16 protein-coding genes are annotated in these 18,265 nt (G+C 70.1%); 4 read left to right on the plus strand and 12 right to left on the minus strand.

Annotated elements, in window-relative coordinates; genetic code table 11:
- Nucleotides 1-103 precede the first annotated feature (103 nt).
- Both treS and PGB26_RS04600 read left to right on the plus strand, forming a co-directional pair.
- On the plus strand, nt 104-1,864 hold the full coding sequence (gene treS / locus PGB26_RS04595) for a maltose alpha-D-glucosyltransferase (protein ID WP_271639165.1): 1,761 nt from the start codon (nt 104-106) through the stop codon (nt 1,862-1,864).
- Entirely contained in the window at nt 1,861-3,297 is a 1,437-nt protein-coding gene (locus PGB26_RS04600; protein WP_271639166.1) for a maltokinase N-terminal cap-like domain-containing protein, read from the plus strand. Before treS ends, PGB26_RS04600 begins: the two co-directional genes overlap by 4 nt.
- Before the next feature lie 10 nt (nt 3,298-3,307).
- On the opposite strand, the gene PGB26_RS04605 is transcribed toward PGB26_RS04600, so the two are convergent.
- The 12 genes from PGB26_RS04605 to PGB26_RS04660 form a co-directional block, all read right to left on the minus strand.
- Nucleotides 3,308-4,228 (minus strand): NAD(P)/FAD-dependent oxidoreductase, encoded by a 921-nt coding sequence (locus PGB26_RS04605; RefSeq protein ID WP_271639167.1) that lies wholly within the window; start codon nt 4,226-4,228, stop codon nt 3,308-3,310.
- Nucleotides 4,225-4,560, minus strand: a complete 336-nt coding sequence (gene fdxA, locus PGB26_RS04610; protein ID WP_271639168.1) for a ferredoxin — start codon at nt 4,558-4,560, stop codon at nt 4,225-4,227. Before fdxA ends, PGB26_RS04605 begins: the two co-directional genes overlap by 4 nt.
- A complete protein-coding gene (locus PGB26_RS04615) occupies nt 4,557-6,104 on the minus strand; it encodes an FAD-dependent oxidoreductase (RefSeq protein WP_271639169.1) in 1,548 nt (515 codons plus the stop codon). The genes fdxA and PGB26_RS04615 overlap by 4 nt, the downstream gene beginning before the upstream one ends.
- The gene (cobA, locus tag PGB26_RS04620) at nt 6,101-7,030 is read right to left on the minus strand and encodes a uroporphyrinogen-III C-methyltransferase (RefSeq protein WP_271639170.1); all 930 of its coding nucleotides are present in this window, start codon (nt 7,028-7,030) and stop codon (nt 6,101-6,103) included. The genes PGB26_RS04615 and cobA overlap by 4 nt, the downstream gene beginning before the upstream one ends.
- Entirely contained in the window at nt 7,027-7,935 is a 909-nt protein-coding gene (locus PGB26_RS04625; RefSeq protein WP_271639171.1) for an ABC transporter permease, read from the minus strand. Before PGB26_RS04625 ends, cobA begins: the two co-directional genes overlap by 4 nt.
- Complete coding sequence (locus tag PGB26_RS04630) at nt 7,925-8,761, minus strand: ABC transporter ATP-binding protein (protein ID WP_271639172.1); 837 nt, start codon at nt 8,759-8,761, stop codon at nt 7,925-7,927. The genes PGB26_RS04625 and PGB26_RS04630 overlap by 11 nt, the downstream gene beginning before the upstream one ends.
- Entirely contained in the window at nt 8,761-9,828 is a 1,068-nt protein-coding gene (locus tag PGB26_RS04635) for an ABC transporter substrate-binding protein (RefSeq protein WP_271639597.1), read from the minus strand. The genes PGB26_RS04630 and PGB26_RS04635 overlap by 1 nt, the downstream gene beginning before the upstream one ends.
- 55 nt (nt 9,829-9,883) lie before the next feature.
- A complete protein-coding gene (locus tag PGB26_RS04640) occupies nt 9,884-11,233 on the minus strand; it encodes a sulfate adenylyltransferase subunit 1 (RefSeq protein WP_271639173.1) in 1,350 nt (449 codons plus the stop codon).
- Nucleotides 11,233-12,150 carry a sulfate adenylyltransferase subunit CysD gene (cysD, locus tag PGB26_RS04645; RefSeq protein ID WP_333909436.1) on the minus strand — a complete coding sequence of 306 codons (918 nt, stop codon included), beginning with the start codon at nt 12,148-12,150 and terminating at the stop codon, nt 11,233-11,235. Before cysD ends, PGB26_RS04640 begins: the two co-directional genes overlap by 1 nt.
- Entirely contained in the window at nt 12,147-12,875 is a 729-nt protein-coding gene (locus PGB26_RS04650) for a phosphoadenylyl-sulfate reductase (protein ID WP_442923014.1), read from the minus strand. Before PGB26_RS04650 ends, cysD begins: the two co-directional genes overlap by 4 nt.
- A 20-nt stretch (nt 12,876-12,895) precedes the next feature.
- Nucleotides 12,896-14,617 carry a nitrite/sulfite reductase gene (locus PGB26_RS04655; protein ID WP_271639176.1) on the minus strand — a complete coding sequence of 574 codons (1,722 nt, stop codon included), beginning with the start codon at nt 14,615-14,617 and terminating at the stop codon, nt 12,896-12,898.
- 255 nt (nt 14,618-14,872) lie between these two features.
- Nucleotides 14,873-15,559, minus strand: coding sequence for a sirohydrochlorin chelatase (locus PGB26_RS04660; RefSeq protein ID WP_271639177.1), 687 nt, complete (start codon nt 15,557-15,559; stop codon nt 14,873-14,875).
- A 198-nt stretch (nt 15,560-15,757) separates the two neighbouring features.
- Here PGB26_RS04660 and dnaK point away from each other — a divergent pair, with 198 nt between their 5' ends.
- Entirely contained in the window at nt 15,758-17,617 is a 1,860-nt protein-coding gene (gene dnaK / locus PGB26_RS04665; RefSeq protein WP_271639178.1) for a molecular chaperone DnaK, read from the plus strand.
- A 2-nt stretch (nt 17,618-17,619) separates the two neighbouring features.
- Nucleotides 17,620-18,258 carry a nucleotide exchange factor GrpE gene (locus tag PGB26_RS04670; protein WP_271639179.1) on the plus strand — a complete coding sequence of 213 codons (639 nt, stop codon included), beginning with the start codon at nt 17,620-17,622 and terminating at the stop codon, nt 18,256-18,258.
- Nucleotides 18,259-18,265: the final 7 nt, after the last annotated feature.

Consider the following 18,265-nt stretch of genomic DNA (forward strand, 5'->3'; position numbering starts at 1 on the left):
CGGCCGACGCAGGTCAAGAGGTGCACAAGACCCTAGCCAGCGCCGGTCTCGTGTGACAGGTTGGGCGCATGCTCGGACGCAATCCGATGGTGAGGGAGCCCGCATGACCGCCGAACCCGCCCCGTACACCGCTTCGATCCCTGTGCTCACACAGGAGCCGTTCCCCGATACCCCGGGCAGCCCCGCGCCCGAGTGGTTCAAGACAGCGGTGTTCTACGAGGTGCTCGTGCGCTCGTTCAAAGACGGCGACGGCGATGGCGTCGGCGATTTCCGCGGCCTCATCGACAAACTCGACTACCTGCAGTGGCTGGGCGTCGACTGCCTGTGGATCCCGCCGTTCTTCCCCTCACCGCTGCGCGACGGCGGCTACGACGTCGCCGACTACACCGGCGTGCAGTCCGACCTGGGCACCACCGACGACTTCCAGGAGTTCCTCGACGCCGCACACGCGCGCGATATCAAGGTGATCATCGACTTCGTCATGAATCACACGAGCGACGAGCATCCCTGGTTCCAGGCCAGCCGCAGCGACCCCGACGGCCCCTACGGCGACTTCTACGTGTGGAGCGACACCGACCAGCTCTACGAGGACGCGCGGATCATCTTCGTCGACACCGAGCCGAGCAACTGGACGTGGGACCCGGTGCGCAAGCAGTACTTCTGGCACCGCTTCTTCAGCCACCAGCCCGACCTCAACTTCGACAATCCGAAGGTGCACGAGGCGATGCTCGACGCCATGCGGTTCTGGCTCGACATGGGGCTGGACGGGTTCCGCCTCGACGCCGTTCCGTACCTCTACGAGCGGCCGGGCACCAACGGCGAGAACCTGCCCGAGACCCACGAGTTCCTCAAGAAGGTGCGCCGCTTCGTCGACGAGAACTACCCTGGCCGGGTGCTGCTGGCCGAGGCGAACCAGTGGCCGGCCGATGTGGTCGACTACTTCGGCGACCCCGAGGTGGGCGGCGACGAATGCCACATGTGCTTCCACTTCCCGGTGATGCCGCGCATCTTCATGGCCGTTCGCCGCGAATCGCGCTACCCGATCAGCGAGATCCTCGCCGACACCCCCACGATCCCCGCCGGATGCCAGTGGGGCATCTTCCTGCGCAACCACGACGAGCTGACGCTCGAGATGGTCACCGACGAAGACCGCGACTACATGTGGAACGAGTACGCGCAGGATCCGCGGATGAAGGCCAACATCGGCATCCGTCGACGACTCGCTCCGCTGCTCGAGAACGACATCGACCGCATCGAGCTGTTCACCGCCCTGCTGCTGTCGCTGCCCGGCTCGCCGGTGCTGTACTACGGCGACGAGATCGGCATGGGCGACAACATCTGGCTCGGTGACCGTGACGGGGTGCGGACCCCGATGCAGTGGACCAGCGACCGCAACGCGGGCTTCTCGACCGCGAACCCCGGCAAGCTCAGCAAGCCGGTCGTGCAGGACCCCGTCTACGGTTACCTCGCCGTGAACGTCGAGGCGCAGCAGGAGGATCGCTCGTCGCTGCTGCACTGGACACGGCAGATGGTGCACGCGCGCAAGCGGCATCCGGCATTCGGCCTGGGCAGCTTCAACGACCTCGGCGGCTCGAACCCGTCGGTGCTGTCGTACACGCGCGAGCACACCAACGACGACGGCTCGGTCGACGTCATCCTGTGCGTGAACAACCTGTCGCAGTTCCCGCAGCCGGTCGAGCTGGATCTGCGGCGTTTCGAGGGGATGGTCCCGGTCGAACTGGTCGGCGGGGTGCCGTTCCCGCGCATCGGCGAGTGGCCGTACCTGCTGACGCTGGCCGGGCACGGCTTCTACTGGTTCCAGCTGCATGCGCCGGCGGAGGAGTCTGAGGAGGGGCTGCTGTGAACCTGATCGATCATTCTCTTCTGGAGGGGTACCTGGTTCGCACGCGGTGGTTCGGCGGCAAGGGACGCCCGTTCCACGTCACGGCGGTGAGGCAGCTCGGCGAGCTGACGGATGCCGGGCGGGATCCCGCCGTGCGCGTGCTGCTCATCACCGTCGAGTACGCCGACGACGAGGGCGGCACCGAGCTGTACCAGGTGCCGCTGTCGGCATACGACGAATTCGACGACCGGCACAGCCACGCCTACGTCGGCGCCATCGAGTTCGAGGGGCGCGAGCGCCACCTCTACGACGCGGTTCACGACCGCGATGCCATGGCGCTCTGGCTGCGCGGCTTCATCGCCGCCGAGCCGAGCGGGCGGGCGGACGTCGGGGGGCTGCGCTTCCGACGTGTGGCGGCCAGCCCGGCGCTCGACCCCGAGCTGCGCTCCTCGCCCCTCACCGGCGAGCAGTCGAACTCGTCGCTGCGCTTCGACGACACGGCGATCATGAAGCTGTTCCGCAAGGTGAACCCGGGACTGAACGCCGATATCGAGATCCATGACGTTCTCACCAACGCGGGTTCGGAGCACATCGCCGAGCTCTACGGCTGGATCGAGCTCGATCTCGACGGCGAGGTCCTGCAGCTCGCGATGCTGCAGGAGCTGCTGGGCACGGCAGCCGACGGCTTCGAGCTTGCCACCGCGAGTGTGCGCACCGCGCTGGCCGACCCCGAGCTGACCGTGGCCGAGTCCGGGGGCGACTTCGGCGGTGAGGCCGCGCGACTGGGCGAGGCGCTCGCCGAGGTGCACGCCGCGCTGCGCGAACGGTTCCCGTTGGAGCGTCGCGGCCCCGATGCGACCGCTCAGCTGGCCCGTACGATGACCGAACGGCTCGAAAGAGCGCTGCCGATCGTGCCCGAGATCGAACCGTACGCCGACCGACTGCGCGCGCTGTACGACTCGGTCGCGCGGCTGGACGGGCTCGACGTGCAGCGTGTGCACGGCGATCTGCACCTCGGCCAGACGCTGCGCACGTCGCACGGCTGGCGGATCGTCGACTTCGAGGGCGAGCCGGGCCGGCCGTTCGCCGAGCGGGCGCTGCCCGACTCGCCCTGGCGCGACGTGGCGGGCATGCTGCGCTCGTTCAGCTACGCGCCCGGCGTCGTCGAGATGTCTCTGGCGGGTCGCCCCACCGAAGACGAGGAGCAGGAGCTGCGTGGCGAACGCGCGAAGGAGTGGTCGGCGATTGCACGCGAGCACTTCCTGCACGGGTACGCGACGGCCTGCGATCCCGATGACGCGAAAGCGGCGACCGAACTGAGCCCACCGCTGCAGGCTCTGCTCGACGCCTACGAAGCCGACAAGGCGGTATACGAGGCGATCTACGAGAAGCGCAACCGCCCGTCGTGGGTCAGGATCCCCCTCGACGCGCTGGAGCGCATCGCCGCGAGGTGACCCACGATGGTCAGTGCGCCGTGGCCACCCCGATCGCGTCGTGCGTGATCACCGCCGCGACGCGCGCTCCGGCCCCTGCCGCCACGATCAGCTGCTGAGGCCCGGGGGCGGCGACATCGCCCGCCGCGTACAGGCCCCGGATGCTGGTGCGACCCGACCTGTCGGTGAGCAGGTGCCCCTGCCCATCGCGCTCCGGCGTGATCCCGCCGAGGAACGACAGGTCGGCCTCCCACTCCGGGCGCACGAACCCCCCGTCGATCACGTGCTCCTCGCGGTCGGCGGTGCGCACGGCTTCGATCCGGCCCCGGTCACCGACCAGCTCGACGACGGGGGAGCGCACGACCGTCACGCCGGCGGCCACGAGCTCCGCCTCCTCGGCGGTGCCCACCGCGTCGGAGCCGTTCGTGAACACGGTCAGCCGAGCGGTCCAGTGCGCGATCAGCCTCGCCCGGTCGGCGAGGTCGTTCGATTCGCCGATGAGCGCCAGGCTGCGCCCGCGCAGCTCCCAGGCATCGCAGGCGGCGCAGCTGAAGAGGCTCATGCCGTAGAAGCCGCGCAGATTCGGCACGTCGGGCAGCGTCTCGCGCAGCCCGGTCGCGAGCAGCACCGAGCGAGCCGTCACCTGCTCTGCGGGCTCGCGCCGGCCGATGCCGGCCGCGAACCCGGCATCCGTCGCCGTCAGCGCGCCGACGCGCACCCGCGAGCGGATCTCGACGTTCGGGTACGCCGCCAGCTCTTCGCGGGCGATGCGCCGCAGCTCGAACGGCGGTACTCCGTCACGCGTGAGGAAGCCGTGCGAGTTGAGCGTCGCCGCGTTGCGCGGCCGATCGGCGTCGACGACCAGCACGCGGGCCAGCGAGCGTCCGAGGTTCAGCGCGGCCGACAGCCCGGCCGGCCCGCCGCCGACGATCAGCACGTCGTAGTCGGTCATCCGTGCGCCCCTGAAGGGCTTTGTGGGGCGAGCGCGGCCACGACAGGGTGGTCGAAGTCGTAGACGCCGACCTTGGATGCGCCGCCCGGAGAGCCGATCTCGTCGAAGAACTCGACGTTGGCCTTGTAGTAGTCGGCCCATTCCTCGGGGAGGTCGTCTTCGTAGTAGATCGCCTCGACGGGGCAGACCGGTTCGCAGGCGCCGCAGTCCACACACTCGTCGGGGTGGATGTACAGCGAGCGCTCGCCCTCGTAGATGCAGTCGACCGGGCACTCGTCGATGCAGGCGCGATCCTTCACGTCCACGCAGGGCAGCGCGATCACATAGGTCATCGGGTCAGCACCCCCGGCTGCGAGATCTCGACCTGCTCTTCGCGGTCGACGACCTTGACGCGTTCGCGCACGTGCTCGTGATTCTCGCCGAGCGCGCGCTCGTGCGCGTCCAGCGCCAGCCAGCCGTCCCAGGTCGTGTAGGCCGTCCCGCGCTCGTCGAGCAGGTCGAGCACATCGCCCTTCGACAGGCGCAGGGGCCGAGATCCCGCGGGGCTCAGGGACCCGGGTTCCGCGGGGCTCAGGGGCCCGGGTTCCGCGGGGCTCAGGGGCCCAGATTCCGCGGGGCTCAGGGGCCCGGGCGCGGCGGGGTGGGTGAGCAGTCCCGCCCGTGCGTCGGCGACGAGGTGGCCGATCGTCTCGAGGGCGTCGGATTTCGTGTGCCCGATGAGCCCGACCGGGCCGCGCTTGATCCAGCCGGTCGCGTAGAGGCCGGTCTGGCCGAGCACCCTTCCCTCGACGTTGGGCACCACGCCGCGGCGCTCGTCGAAGTCCGCGCCCTCGACGCGCGTGCCGTAGTAGCCGATCGCGCGGTACACCGCCTGCACGTCGTACTCGCGCACCTCGCCCGTCGGCACCGGGACGCCTGCCGCGTCGGGCGCGGTGCGGGCGAACCGGATGCCCGTGACGCGGTCGTCACCGGTGATCTCGACCGGCGCGTGCCAGAAGTGCAGGTGCAGACGCCGCGACGCTCCCGTCGACGGCTTTCCCCGCCACGAGTTCAGGGTGCGCAGCATGACCTTGAGCTGGTTGTTGGGCGCGGCCGCCGGATCGACGCCCTCGAAGTCCTCGTTGTACAGCACGATGTCGACGTCGCGCACCTCACCCAGCTCGCGCAGCTCGATCGGCGTGAACTTGATGTCGGCGGGTCCGCGGCGGCCGAACACGTGCACGTCGGTCACCGCCGACGACTCGAGGCCCGCGAGCACGTTGTCCGGCACCTCGGTGGTGCGCAGATCGACCGCGTGCTTGGCGAGCACGCGCGCCACGTCGAGCGCGACGTTGCCGTTGCCGATCACCGCGACCGACGACGCCTCGAGCGGCCAGGTGCGGGGCACGTCGGGATGCCCGTCATACCAAGCCACGAAGTCGGCCGCGCCGTACGAGCCGGGCAGGTCGACGCCGGGGATGTCGAGCGTCGCATCGCGCAGCGCACCGGTGGCGAGGATCACCGCGTGGTACCGCTCGCGCAGCTCGTCGAGAGCGATGTCGCGACCCACCTCGACGTTGCCGATGAACCGGATGGTGCGGCGAGTGTCCGCCAGGCTCGAAGGCCCGGGCTGGGGAGCGTCGAGCATCTCGTGCAGCGAGCTGACGATGCCTTTGATCCGGGGGTGGTCCGGCGCGACGCCGTAGCGGATCAGCCCGTAAGGGGCGGGAAGCGACTCGAACAGGTCGATCTCGACCGCGTCGATCTCGACCGCGTCGGCCGAGTCGGCTCCCTGAGCCGGGCGGAGGGCGGCGACGGCCTGAGCGAGCAGGTTGCCCGCATAGATGCCGGCGGGTCCCGCACCGACGATCGCGACGCGCAGCGTGGAGAGGGTCATGACAGGGAGGCCTTTCGAGACGAAGCGGAATGAGAGAAGCGGAAGCTCGAGTCGATCGCCCGCACCAGCCCGGTGTCGACGGCGAGGCCGGCGTCGAGTGCGGCGGTCAGGCGCGAGCGCCCCCGCCGGCGTGCGGCGGCGGATGCCCGGGGCGCGGCGTCTTCGGCATCCGTCGATGCCGGGACCAGCGCCGCGGCGAACGGACTCAGCCGCACCACCTCGCCGACCACGACCACCGCGGGGGAGCGCACCTGCGCCGCGGCGGCGAGCTGCGCGATCGTGCCCAGCGTTCCGATCGTCACGCGCTCGCCGCTGCCGTAGCCGTCTTCGACGATCGCGACCGGGCAGTCGGCGCCGCGCGCGCCGGCGGCCAGCACGTGCGCTGAGTGCGCCAGCGTGCTGACGCCCATGAGCAGCACCAGCGTGTGGTCGGCACCCGACCTGCTCACCGACCCGCCGGGTTCGATCTGGTCGTGCGCGCTGACGACGCTGAACGACGCGCTGACGCCGCGATGCGTGAGGGGGATGCCCGCGACGGCCGGCACCGAGACGGCGCTGGTCACGCCCGGCACGACGTCGACCCGGATGCCGGCGGCTTCGCAGAACAGCTGCTCTTCGCGACCGCGGCCGAAGACGAACGGATCGCCGCCCTTCAGCCGTACGACGTCGCGGCCGGCGAGGGCCAGCTCGACGAGCAGCTCGTTGATGCCGTCCTGCGGCACGGGATGGTGACCGGGCAGCTTGCCGACGTCGATCACCTCGGCGGCGATGACGGAGCCTTCCGCCTCGAGCTGGGCGAGCACACTGCGCGCGCCGAGCCGGTCGGCCACGATCACGTCGGCCTTTTCGAGCGCGCGCAGTCCGCGCAGCGTGAGCAGCCCGGCATCGCCGGGGCCGGCGCCGACGAGGGTCACTGTTCCGGTCATGAGGTGCCTCCCAGCAGCAGGCCGCGATCGCGCAGCATCCGGCGTTCGAGGGGCCCGAAGAGCACCAGCTCGATGACGATGCCGATCGCGAGGATCAGGATGATGGTGCCGAGCACGCTGGCGAGGTCCGCCAGCTCGCGCGACTGATTGAGCAGCGTTCCCAGACCGAAGCCCATCGAGCCGCCCATCGTGATGATCTCGGCGGCCATCAGCGAGCGCCACGAGAACGCCCAGCCCTGCTTCAGACCCGCGACGTACCCGGGCAGCGAGGCGGGCAGCACGACGGTGGTGGCGAGCTGCCAGCGGGTGGCGCCGAGCACGGTGCCGACCCGGCGCAGCTGCGGCGGCACCTGGTCGACGCCGGACAGCAGGCCGTTCACGATCGAGGGGATGGCGCCCATCAGGATCACGAAGTACGCCGTCGCATCGGTCAGCCCGAACCAGATGATCGCCGCGGGCACCCAGGCCACAGAGGGCAGCACGGTCAGCCCCGAGATCAGCGGGCCGGCGGCGCGACGCAGCAGCTTCCACTCGGCGAGGGCGAGACCGAGAGGGGTGCCGATGGCGATCGCGATGAGAAAACCCAGCCCGCCGCGTTCGAGGCTGGTGAGCACGGCCTGCTGCAGGCGACCCGACTCCCAGGCGTCGCCGAGGGCGGCCAGCACCGCGGTCGGGCTGGGCGCCTTGTCGGGGCGCGGGGCGGCCACGGTGATGTAGAGCTGCCAGAGCGCCACCAGCACGAGCAGCAGGGCGACCGGCGGCAGCGCCTTGGCGATGATGCCGCGCCAGCGCGGCGCGGCCTGAGCCGGATCGGACTGCAGCCGATCGAGACCGCTCGACAGGGTGCGCAGATCGTCGTGCTCGACGGGGGTGGGCGTCGTCGGCGCTGTCGACTCAGGAGGCATTGCGGGCCAGCTCCTTCCGCAGCTCGGCGGTGATCTCGCCGGCGAGAGCCGCGACCTCGGGCGATTCGATGCGCCGCCCGACGGTGTTGCGGATGCGCCACTCGCCGGCGATCCGGCCCGGCCTGCTCGAGAGCAGCACCACGCGCTGTCCCAGACGCGCGGCCTCGCGCACGTTGTGCGTGACGAACACGATCGTGCGGCCGGTGGCCCGCCACACGCGCTCGAGCTCTTCGTGCAGCAGGTCGCGGGTGATGGCGTCGAGGGCGGCGAACGGCTCGTCCATGAGCAGCACCGGCCGATCCTGAGCCAGCGCTCGCGCCAGAGCGACCCGCTGGCGCATGCCGCCGGATAGCTCGTGCGGTCGCTTGTCTCCGGCTTCGGCGAGGTTCACGGTCGCGAGCAGCCGGTCGGCCTCGGCCGCGCGCTCGCCCCGCGGCACGCCGCGCAGCCGCAGCGCCAGCTCGACGTTGCGGCGGGCGGTGAGCCACGGCATCAGCGCCGAGTCCTGGAACATCACCGCAGACCCGCCGTCGGGCGTCTCGATGGCCCCGGAGGTCGTCGGCTCGAGACCGGCGATGAGGTTGAGCAGCGTCGACTTGCCGCAGCCGGACGCCCCGAGCAGGCACACGAACTCGCCGGGTGCGATGTCGAGCGAGATGTCGTCGAGCACGATCGGCCCGACGCCGTACCGCTTGGTGACGTGCGAGACGCGTACCGCCGGGTCGACGGGTGCTCGCTCGCCGGGCAGGGGGCTGACGCCGTCGAAGCTGGGGACGAGGTGGCCGTGCGTGACGGCGGGGCGTGCGAGGGTGTCGCGGCTCGCCATCACTGCTCCCCGAGCCCCGCGGCCGAGACGGCGTCGTCGCCGGCGTCCGAGAGCTGCGCGTTCAACGCGCGCAGGTCGAACAGCCCGTCGATCGAGCCCTTCTTCTGGGTGCCAGCGGCGAGCCCATCGGCGACGAGCGCCTGGAACGTCTCCGCGTGCGGATCGACCGTGAAGTCGACGTTCTCGAGCGCCCGAGCCAGCACGTCGTCGGCCAGCCGCTTGCCGGTCGCCTCATCGAGCTGGGCGTTGATCACGGCGCCGGCCTGGGCCTCGTTCTCGTCCAGCCACCGCACCGCGGCGATGTGACCTGCGAGCAGCTTGTCGACGAGCTGAGGATGCTCGTCGGCGAAGTCCTTGCGCACGAGCAGCACGGTGGTCGGGAAAGCCCCGTCGTCCCAGAGGTCGGCCTCGTCGACCAGCACGTGCGCACCGGCCTCGACGACCAGGCGCGACACCCACGGCTCGGGCAGCCATGCGCCGTCGAGCTGTCCGTCCTGGAAGAGCGTCAGCGTCTGGGCGTTCTCCGTCGGTGAGATGCTGACGTCGCCACCGCCCGAGACCGAGGTCTCGTACCCCTCCTCGGCCAGCCAGCTGCGCAGCGCCACGTCCTGCGTGTTCCCGAGCTGCGGGCTGGCCAGGTTCGCGCCCTCCAGATCGGCGGGTGAGTCGATGCCGTCGCGCACGACGAGAGCGGCCCCTCCCGACGTCGCTCCGGCGATGATGCGGGCGGAGGCGCCTCCCGACTGGATGAACGTGTTGATCGAGGGGTTCGGCCCGATGTAGGCGGCGTCGATCGCGCCGGCCGACAGAGCCTCGATCGCGGCCGGGCCGGCGTTGAATATCTCGGTCGTCAGGTCGACGTCGCCGAGCGCCTCGTCGAACAGTCCCTCCGACAGCCCGACCAGCGCCGGCGCGTGGGTGACGTTGGCGAAGTAGCCGAGACGCAGCTCTGCCGCATCCCCTTCGGCGGCGGATCCGGATGCCGGGGCGCAGCCTGCGAGCACCAGCGCGGTGAGGCCCATCGCCAGGGCCCCCAGTGCGGTGAATGTCCTGTTCGTGCGGGTGATGTTCACGGTTTCGCCTCCTTAGGCTCGTGCTGCGGTTCGGTGCGGCGCGGTCGGGTCAGTCGATGACGGTGCCGGCGGCCAGAGTGGCGCCGTCGGCGGGGTGGATGAGCAGCAGCGAGCCGCCTTCGCGGCTCTGCGCGTACGGCTCGAGTGGGAGATCGGATGCCAGGCGCAGCCGCACGCGGCCGATCTCGTTCTCGGCGATCGAGGCATCCGCCGCCGCGTTCAGGTCGATGTGCGCGAGGGTCTCGAGGTCACGGCGGGTGAGCACCTCGGCGACGAACGCCTGCACGGTCGTAGTGCCGTGCTTGACGAGCACGCGGGCGCCCGGCGCCGTGGCGCGGGGGTCGAGCTGGAAGAGCTCGACCACGGCATCCCGTCGCAGCGGCGGAGCCGAGCCCTCGGCGACGACCAGGGCGCCGCGGGCCGCGTCGATCTCGTCGGCCAGCGTGAGCGTCACCGACTGCCGCACCGAGGCCGCGCCGGTGTCGACGCCGGCGACGTGCACACCCGTGACCTCGCTGGAGAGGCCCGAGGGCAGCACCTGCACTCGGTCGCCGACCGAGACGGTGCCTGCGGTGATGCGCCCGGCGAGACCCCGGAAGTCGCGCAGCCGCTCGGCTTCGTCTGCGGTGATCTCGGGCGAGAGGCCGCCCTGCGGGCGTAGCACGAGCTGCACCGGCAGTCGCAGCGGAGCCTCGGCGTCGGTGCGCACTGGCAGCGTCTCGAGCAGCTCGAAGAGCGTCTCTGCGCCGTACCAGGGGGTGCGCTCGGACCTGTCGACGATGTTGTCGCCCTCCAGCGCCGAGACGGGCAGCACGCGCACGGCGCTGATGCCGAGCTCGTCGGCCACCCGCAGCGCCTCGAGTTCGATGTCGACATAGGTCTGCTCGTCGAATCCGATGAGGTCGATCTTGTTCACCGCGACGATCACGTGCGCGACTCTCAGCAGCGACGCCACGGCCAGGTGGCGTCTGGTCTGCTCGACGACGCCCTTGCGGGCATCCACCAGCACGATCACGGCGTCTGCCGTCGCCGCTCCGGTGACCATGTTGCGGGTGTACTGCACGTGCCCCGGGCAGTCGGCGAGGATGAAGCTGCGCCGGTCGGTGGCGAAGTATCGGTACGCGACGTCGATCGTGATGCCCTGCTCGCGCTCGGCGCGCAGCCCGTCGGTGAGCAGCGCGAAGTCGAACGCGCCATGTGCGAAGCCGCGGGCGCGCGAGGTCGCGGCCACCTGGTCGAGCTGGTCGGCGAGGATCGCCTTCGCATCGTGCAGCAGCCGGCCGACCAGGGTGGACTTGCCGTCGTCGACCGAGCCCGCGGTCGCGAACCGGAACAGCTCCCCGGTCGTCGAGCGAGCGAAGGGAGTCGAGACGCGTCGCGTCGTGCTGTCGGTGCTCATCAGAAATACCCGTCCTTCTTACGGTCCTCCATGGCGGCTTCGCTGATTCGGTCGTCGGCCCGGGTCGCGCCGCGCTCGGTGAGGGTGGTGCGGGCGACCTCGTCGACGATCGCCGCCGTGTCGGCGGCGTCCGACTCGACCGCACCGGTGCAGCTCATGTCGCCGACGGTGCGATAGCGCACCGTGCGGCGCACCACCTGCTCGTCGTCGAGCGGCTGCGAGAACTCGCCCACCGCCCACCACATGCCCGAGCGCTGGAACACCTCGCGCTCGTGGGCGTAGTACAGCGGCGGCAGCGCGATGTCCTCGCGCTCGATGTAGCGCCAGATGTCGAGTTCGGTCCAGTTCGAGACGGGGAAGGCGCGCACGTGCTGCCCGGGCAGGTGCCGGCCGTTATACAGACTCCACAGCTCGGGGCGCTGGTTGCGCGGATCCCACTGGCCGAACTCGTCGCGCAGCGAGATGATGCGCTCCTTGGCCCGCGCCTTGTCCTCATCGCGGCGGGCGCCGCCGAAGACCGCATCGTGGCGGCCGGCCGCGATGGCATCCAGCAGCGGCTGGGTCTGCAGCGGGTTGCGCGTGCCGTCCGGGCGCTCGAAGAGGCGGCCGTCGTCGATGTAGTCCTGCACGCGCGCGACCTCGAGGTCGATGCCGAGCCGGGCGACCGTCTCATCACGGAAGCGGATCACCTCGGGGAAGTTATGCCCCGTGTCGACGTGCAGCACGGGGAACGGCACCCGACCGGGGGCGAACGCCTTCGCGGCGAGGTGCAGCACCACGACCGAGTCCTTGCCGCCCGAGAACAGCAGCACGGGGCGCTCGAACTCGGCGACCACCTCGCGGATGATGTGGATGCCCTCGGCTTCGAGCAGGTCGAGGGTGCTCAAGGTAATGGTGGGGTCGACAACAGTGCTCATACGTGCAGCCCGCATTCTGTCTTCGTCAGTCCGGCCCATCGGCCGGAGCGAGGGTCTTCGCCGGGGGCGACCGGCCGGGTGCACGGCGCGCAGCCGATCGAGGGGTACCCGCTCGCGATCAGGGGGTTCACCGGCACGTCGTGCACCGTGGCGTAGTCGATGAGGTCATCGAAGCTCCACGCCGCGACCGGGTTCACCTTCACGAGCCCGTTGCGCTCGTCCCAGACGACCAGTTCGGTCGCCGCGCGGGTGGGCGCCTCGTCGCGGCGCACACCGGTGAACCACACCTCGTAGCCGCCGAGTGCGCGCTGCAGCGGCTCGACCTTGCGTCGCGCGCAGCACAGGCCGGGATCCCGGGCGAACAGGTCGGCGCCGAACTCGGCATCCTGATCCCGCACGCTCTGCGCGGGCTTCACGTCGACGACGTTCACATCGAGCCGCGATGCGACCTCGTCTCTCGTGAACCTCGTCTCGAGGAAGTGGTAGCCGGTGTCGAGGAAGAGCACGTCGACTCCGGGGAGGCTCTGCGAGACCAGGTGGGGAAGCGCGGCATCCGCCATCGAGCAGGCGACGGCGGCCTGCGGGACAGCGAAGTTGGCGGCGACCCAGGCGACGACCTCAGCGGGACCGGCCTCGTCGGGCTGACGACTGCGCAGCTCGAGATTGCCGCGCTCGGCGAGCGCGCGCAGGTCTGCGGCGGGCCGGCGACCCTCCGACAGGCTCAGGGGCCCATTCTCCGCGGTGCTCACTGCAGCGCCTCGTCGTCAGCGCGGTGCGCCCACTGTGCGAAGGTCTCGTCGGCGCCGTCGCGATCTGCGAGATAGCGGCGGATGACGCGCTCGGCGTAGTGGGCGATGCCGTCGGCAGGCACCTTCAGGCCGCGCACGGTGCGACCGAGACCGGCCTCCTCACGGTCGACGTTCGCGAGTCCGCCGCCGAGATGCACCTGGTATCCCGGCACCTGCTGCCCGTTGATGAGCACGAGCTGACCCTTCAACCCGATGTCGGCGGTCTGGATGCGCGCGCACGAGTTCGGGCATCCGTTCACGTGCAGCGTGATGGGCCGTCCGATCTCGGGCTCGAGCGCGCCCAGGCGCTCCTCCAGCTGCTCGATCGCGCGGGCCGCGTTGACCTTGGTCTCGACGATCGCGAGCTTGCAGAACTCGATCCCGGTGCACGCGATCGTGCCGCGACGGAAGAGACTCGGGCGGGCCGACAGGCCCAGGGCGTCGAGGCCGGCGACGAGACTCCCGACGCGGCTCTCCTCGACGTCGAGCACGAGCAGCTTCTGGTGGGGCGTGGTCCGGATGCGCTGCGAGCCGTGTGCTTCGGCGAGGTCGGCGAGCGCCGTCAAAGTGCTTCCGGAGACGCGGCCGACAAGCGGGGCGGCGCCGACGAAGAACCGGCCGTCCTTCTGCCGGTGGATGCCGACGTGGTCGCCGAGGCTCTTCGGCTTGGGGGCCGCGGGGCCGTCGGGCAGCGGGGATTCGAGGTACTCGTTCTCGAGCACCGCGCGGAACTTCTCGGTGCCCCAGTCGGCGAGCAGGAACTTCAGCCGCGCCTTGTTGCGCAGGCGCCGGTAGCCGTAGTCGCGGAAGATCTGGGTGACGCCGTGCCACACCTCGGCGACGCGCTCGGCCGGCACGAAGGCGCCGAGGCGCTCGCCGAGTCGGGGGACCACCGACAGCGCGCCGCCGACCCACAGGTCGTAGCCGATGCCGAGTTCGGGGTGCTCGACCGCGACGAAGGCGCAGTCGTTGATCTCGTGCACGACGTCGTGGCTCGGGTGCCCGGTGATCGCGGTCTTGTACTTGCGGGGAAGGTTCGACAGCGTCTCATCGCCTAGGAACCGGTCGGCGATCTCGCGGATCTGCGGGGTGGGGTCGATGAGCTCGTCGGCCGCGATGCCCGCGACGGGCGAGCCGAGGATCACGCGCGGCACGTCGCCGCACGCCTCGGTCGTGCTGAGGCCGACAGCCTCGAGGCGGCGCCAGATCTCGGGCACGTCCTGCACCTCGACCCAGTGCAGCTGCACGTTCTGCCGGTCGGTGATGTCGGCGGTGTCGCGGGCGAACTCGGTCGAGATCTCGCCGATCACGCGCAGCTGCCGAGTGGTGAGCTGACCGCCGTCGATGCGCACCCGCATCATGAAGTACTCGTCCTCGAGCTCGTGGGGCTCGAGCTGAGCGGTGCGCCCGCCGTCGATGCCCGGCTTGCGCTGCGTGTACAGCCCCCACCAGCGGAACCGCCCGTGCAGGTCGGTCGGATCGATGCTCGCGAAGCCGCCCTGCGCGTAGATCGTCTCGATGCGCTCCCGTACGTTGAGGCCGTCGTCGGCGAGCTTGAACTCCTCGTTCGCGTTGAGCGGCTCCCGGCCGTCGACGGCCCACTGGCCGTGCGGCTTGGTCGGCGTGCGACTGGTGCGGGTGCGCGCGCCGCGAATCGTCGTCGGCTGCTGGATGGTCATCGAGGCCCTCCTTTGATGAATGGCTGGGGATCAAGGTACGTACTGCGATCCGGGCCGGAAACCTTCCGTGACACGGAAAGACCAGGAGGGAAACACGGCGTCATGTGACGTGAAACATGACGCGGCGGGGGTGGCGCGGTCGTCGGATGTGTGCATCCGGTGGCGACGACCGCGCGAGCGCAGGCGATCCACCCGACGTAGGACGCAGCCGCGTGAATCCGTCCTGCCTCGGCTTGTTCGCCTGTCTCGGATGGGTCAGCCCGGGTGCGCCCCGGCGTATCGCGCGACGACGAGGTCGACCAGGGCATCCGGGATGCCCTGATCGGGCAGAAGATCGTCGAGCAGCGGCGGCGTGATCGGATGCGCGCCGGCGTGGCGTGCGGCGAGATCGAAGAAGAACCCGCGTGCGAGCAGATAGGTCGCGACGACGGCATCCGGTGCGGCGGTCAGCGCCGTCGGCAGATCCGGATGCCGGGCGGCGAGATACGCGAGATCGACGCGCCGGCCGGTGCGGGCGCGCAGCAGTGCGGCCATGCCCTCGGCATCCGGCACCGATCGCTCGTCGCGGGAGCCGGCGACGGCGAGTACGACGGGAGAGTCGGGGCTCGCGACGCCGCCCAGCCGTTCGGCAAGGGCCTCGGCGAGCAGGGCGTCGGGGCCGAGCGGGTCGGTGACGACGGCATCCGCCTTGTCCACCGCGATGCCGTGCAGATCGTGGTGGACGTGGAAGCCCTGCGAGAGCAGCAGCGGCACGATCACGACCGGTCCGTCGATCGCGGCCAGCGCGCTCGCCGCGTCGGGCTGCTGCACGTCGACGAAAGCCGCCCGCACGTCGACGTCAGGCAGGCGCTCGGTCACGCGCGCGACGAGGGCGGCGATCGAGCGCGCTCCGTCGGCGTCGGAGGTGCCGTGCGAGACGGCGAGCAGCGCGGGTCGGGCCATGCGGGCGACTCTAGATCGCCCGGCCCGGATGCGTGGCGCGTGGCGTCAAACAGCGAAATGCGACGCTATCGACACAAACCTGAGCCGTGTCATATCAAGTTTGCTTGACAGCATCCGGACCTGCGTCTACACTTGAGTCATCACGACTCAGGTTCACGTCTGATCGTCCGAGACTTCACCAATGCAAAGGAGAAACACATGGCACGTGCTGTCGGTATCGACCTCGGAACCACCAACTCCGTCGTCAGCGTCCTCGAGGGTGGCGAGCCCAAGGTCATCGCCAACGCCGAGGGCTTCCGCACCACCCCGTCGGTGGTCGCGTTCACCAAGGACGGCGAGGTGCTCGTCGGCGAGACCGCCAAGCGCCAGGCCGTCACCAACGTCGACCGCACGATCGCGTCGGTCAAGCGCCACATGGGCACCGACTGGACGTTCGACGTCGACGGCAAGAAGTGGACGCCGCAGGAGATCTCCGCGCGCATCCTCCAGAAGCTCAAGCGCGACGCCGAGTCGTACCTCGGCGACACCGTGACCGACGCCGTCATCACCGTTCCCGCCTACTTCAACGACGCCGAGCGTCAGGCCACGAAGGAGGCCGGTGAGGTCGCAGGTCTCAACGTGCTGCGCATCATCAACGAGCCCACCGCGGCCGCCCTCGCCTACGGTCTCGACAAGGGCAAGGAGGACGAGCTCATCCTCGTCTTCGACCTCGGTGGCGGAACCTTCGACGTCTCCCTGCTCGAGGTGGGCAAGGACGACGACTTCTCGACCATCCAGGTGCGCGCCACCGCCGGTGACAACCGCCTCGGCGGCGACGACTGGGACCAGCGCGTCGTGGACTACCTGATCAAGCAGTTCAAGGAGACCACCGGCGTCGACGTCTCGGGCGACAAGATCGCCCTGCAGCGACTCAAGGAGGCCGCCGAGCAGGCCAAGAAGGAGCTCTCGAGCTCGACGAGCGCCTCGATCAACCTGCCGTACCTGTCGCTGACCGACTCGGGTCCCGTCTCGCTGAGCGAGAGCCTGACCCGCGCGAAGTTCGAGGACCTCACCAAGGACCTCCTCGACCGCACCAAGAAGCCCTTCGAGGACGTCATCCGCGAGGCGAACATCAAGGTGTCGGACATCGACCACATCGTGCTGGTCGGCGGCTCGACCCGTATGCCCGCCGTCGCCGAGCTCGTCAAGCGCGAGACGGGCAAGGATGCCAACAAGGGCGTCAACCCCGATGAGGTCGTCGCCGTCGGCGCCGCCCTGCAGGCCGGTGTCCTCAAGGGCGAGCGCAAGGACGTCCTCCTCATCGACGTCACCCCGCTGAGCCTCGGCATCGAGACCAAGGGCGGCATGATGACCAAGCTCATCGACCGCAACACCGCGATCCCGACCAAGCGCAGCGAGACCTTCACCACCGCCGACGACAACCAGCCGTCGGTCGCGATCCAGGTCTTCCAGGGCGAGCGCGAGTTCACCCGCGACAACAAGCCGCTCGGCACCTTCGAGCTCACCGGCATCGCCCCGGCCCCCCGTGGCATCCCGCAGATCGAGGTCACCTTCGACATCGACGCCAACGGCATCGTGCACGTGTCCGCCAAGGACAAGGGCACAGGCAAGGAGCAGTCGATGACCATCACCGGCGGCTCGTCGCTGTCGAAGGAGGACATCGACCGCATGGTGCGCGAGGCCGAGGAGCACGCCTCCGAAGACAAGAAGCGCCGTGAGGCCGCCGAGGTGCGCAACCAGGCCGAGACCCTCTCGTACTCGATCGAGAAGCTCATCAAGGAGAACGAGGACAAGCTCCCCGAGGACGTCAAGACCTCGGTGCAGGGCGATGTCGACGCGCTCAAGACGGCTCTCGCCGGCGACGACGACGAGGCGGTGAAGACCGCATTCGACAAGCTGAACGAGTCGCAGACGAAGCTGGGCGAGGCGATCTACGCCCAGTCCCAGGCGGACGCCGCAGCCGGCGCCCCCGCAGGTGACGAGACCCCGGCCGACGCCTCCTCCGACGAGGACGTCGTCGATGCCGAGGTCGTGGACGACGAGGACGAGAAGAAGTAATCATGACGGACAAGAACTTCGACGAGAACGAGGTTCCGGAGGGGTCGGATGCTCAGGCATCCGGCCCCGCGCCGCAGAACCAGGACGTTCCTGACAATCCCGACTCCGCCGAGGCCGCCGCGGCCGAGGGCTCCGACGACGACCTCACGGTCGACGACATCCTGAACGCCGAGCAGATCGACGAGGCGTCCAGCGAGGACGGCTCCGACGCGGGCATCGTCGACGCCGAGCACGCGCTGCTGACCGACCTGAAGCGCCTGACCGCCGAGTACGCGAATTACCGTCGCCGCACCGAAGAGCAGCGTCATGTCGAGATCGCCCGCGCCAAGGGCGAGGTCGCCAAGGGCCTGCTGCCCGTGCTCGACGACCTCGACCGTGCCCAGCAGCACGGCGACCTCACCGAGGGCTCGGCCTTCGCCGTGATCGCCGACAAGCTGCGCGCGGTGGTCGAGCGCCTCGGCGTCGTCGCCTACGGCGCGCAGGGCGACGAGTTCGATCCGCAGCAGCACGAGGCGATCTTCCAGCAGCCGACACCAGGTGTCACCACCTCCACGATCCTCGAGGTCGTCGAGGTCGGCTACCGCCTCGGCGACGTCGAACTGCGCCCGGCCAAGGTCGTCGTCGCTGTTCCCGCCGAGTAGAAGCAGG

It is taken from the genome of Microbacterium sp. nov. GSS16 (genome assembly GCF_028198145.1).
GTDB lineage: Bacteria > Actinomycetota > Actinomycetes > Actinomycetales > Microbacteriaceae > Microbacterium.

Excerpts from the sequence above, each read along its gene's own strand:
- PGB26_RS04625 (WP_271639171.1), bottom strand. The coding sequence starts at position 7,935 with ATGCCTCCTGAGTCGACAGCGCCGACGACGCCCACCCCCGTCGAGCAC.
- dnaK (WP_271639178.1), top strand. The coding sequence starts at position 15,758 with ATGGCACGTGCTGTCGGTATCGACCTCGGAACCACCAACTCCGTCGTC.
- PGB26_RS04640 (WP_271639173.1), bottom strand. The coding sequence starts at position 11,233 with ATGAGCACCGACAGCACGACGCGACGCGTCTCGACTCCCTTCGCTCGC.
- PGB26_RS04660 (WP_271639177.1), bottom strand. The coding sequence starts at position 15,559 with ATGGCCCGACCCGCGCTGCTCGCCGTCTCGCACGGCACCTCCGACGCC.
- PGB26_RS04630 (WP_271639172.1), bottom strand. The coding sequence starts at position 8,761 with ATGGCGAGCCGCGACACCCTCGCACGCCCCGCCGTCACGCACGGCCAC.
- PGB26_RS04615 (WP_271639169.1), bottom strand. The coding sequence starts at position 6,104 with ATGACCCTCTCCACGCTGCGCGTCGCGATCGTCGGTGCGGGACCCGCC.
- cobA (WP_271639170.1), bottom strand. The coding sequence starts at position 7,030 with ATGACCGGAACAGTGACCCTCGTCGGCGCCGGCCCCGGCGATGCCGGG.
- fdxA (WP_271639168.1), bottom strand. The coding sequence starts at position 4,560 with ATGACCTATGTGATCGCGCTGCCCTGCGTGGACGTGAAGGATCGCGCC.
- treS (WP_271639165.1), top strand. The coding sequence starts at position 104 with ATGACCGCCGAACCCGCCCCGTACACCGCTTCGATCCCTGTGCTCACA.
- PGB26_RS04655 (WP_271639176.1), bottom strand. The coding sequence starts at position 14,617 with ATGACCATCCAGCAGCCGACGACGATTCGCGGCGCGCGCACCCGCACC.
- cysD (WP_333909436.1), bottom strand. The coding sequence starts at position 12,150 with ATGAGCACTGTTGTCGACCCCACCATTACCTTGAGCACCCTCGACCTG.
- PGB26_RS04605 (WP_271639167.1), bottom strand. The coding sequence starts at position 4,228 with ATGACCGACTACGACGTGCTGATCGTCGGCGGCGGGCCGGCCGGGCTG.
- PGB26_RS04670 (WP_271639179.1), top strand. The coding sequence starts at position 17,620 with ATGACGGACAAGAACTTCGACGAGAACGAGGTTCCGGAGGGGTCGGAT.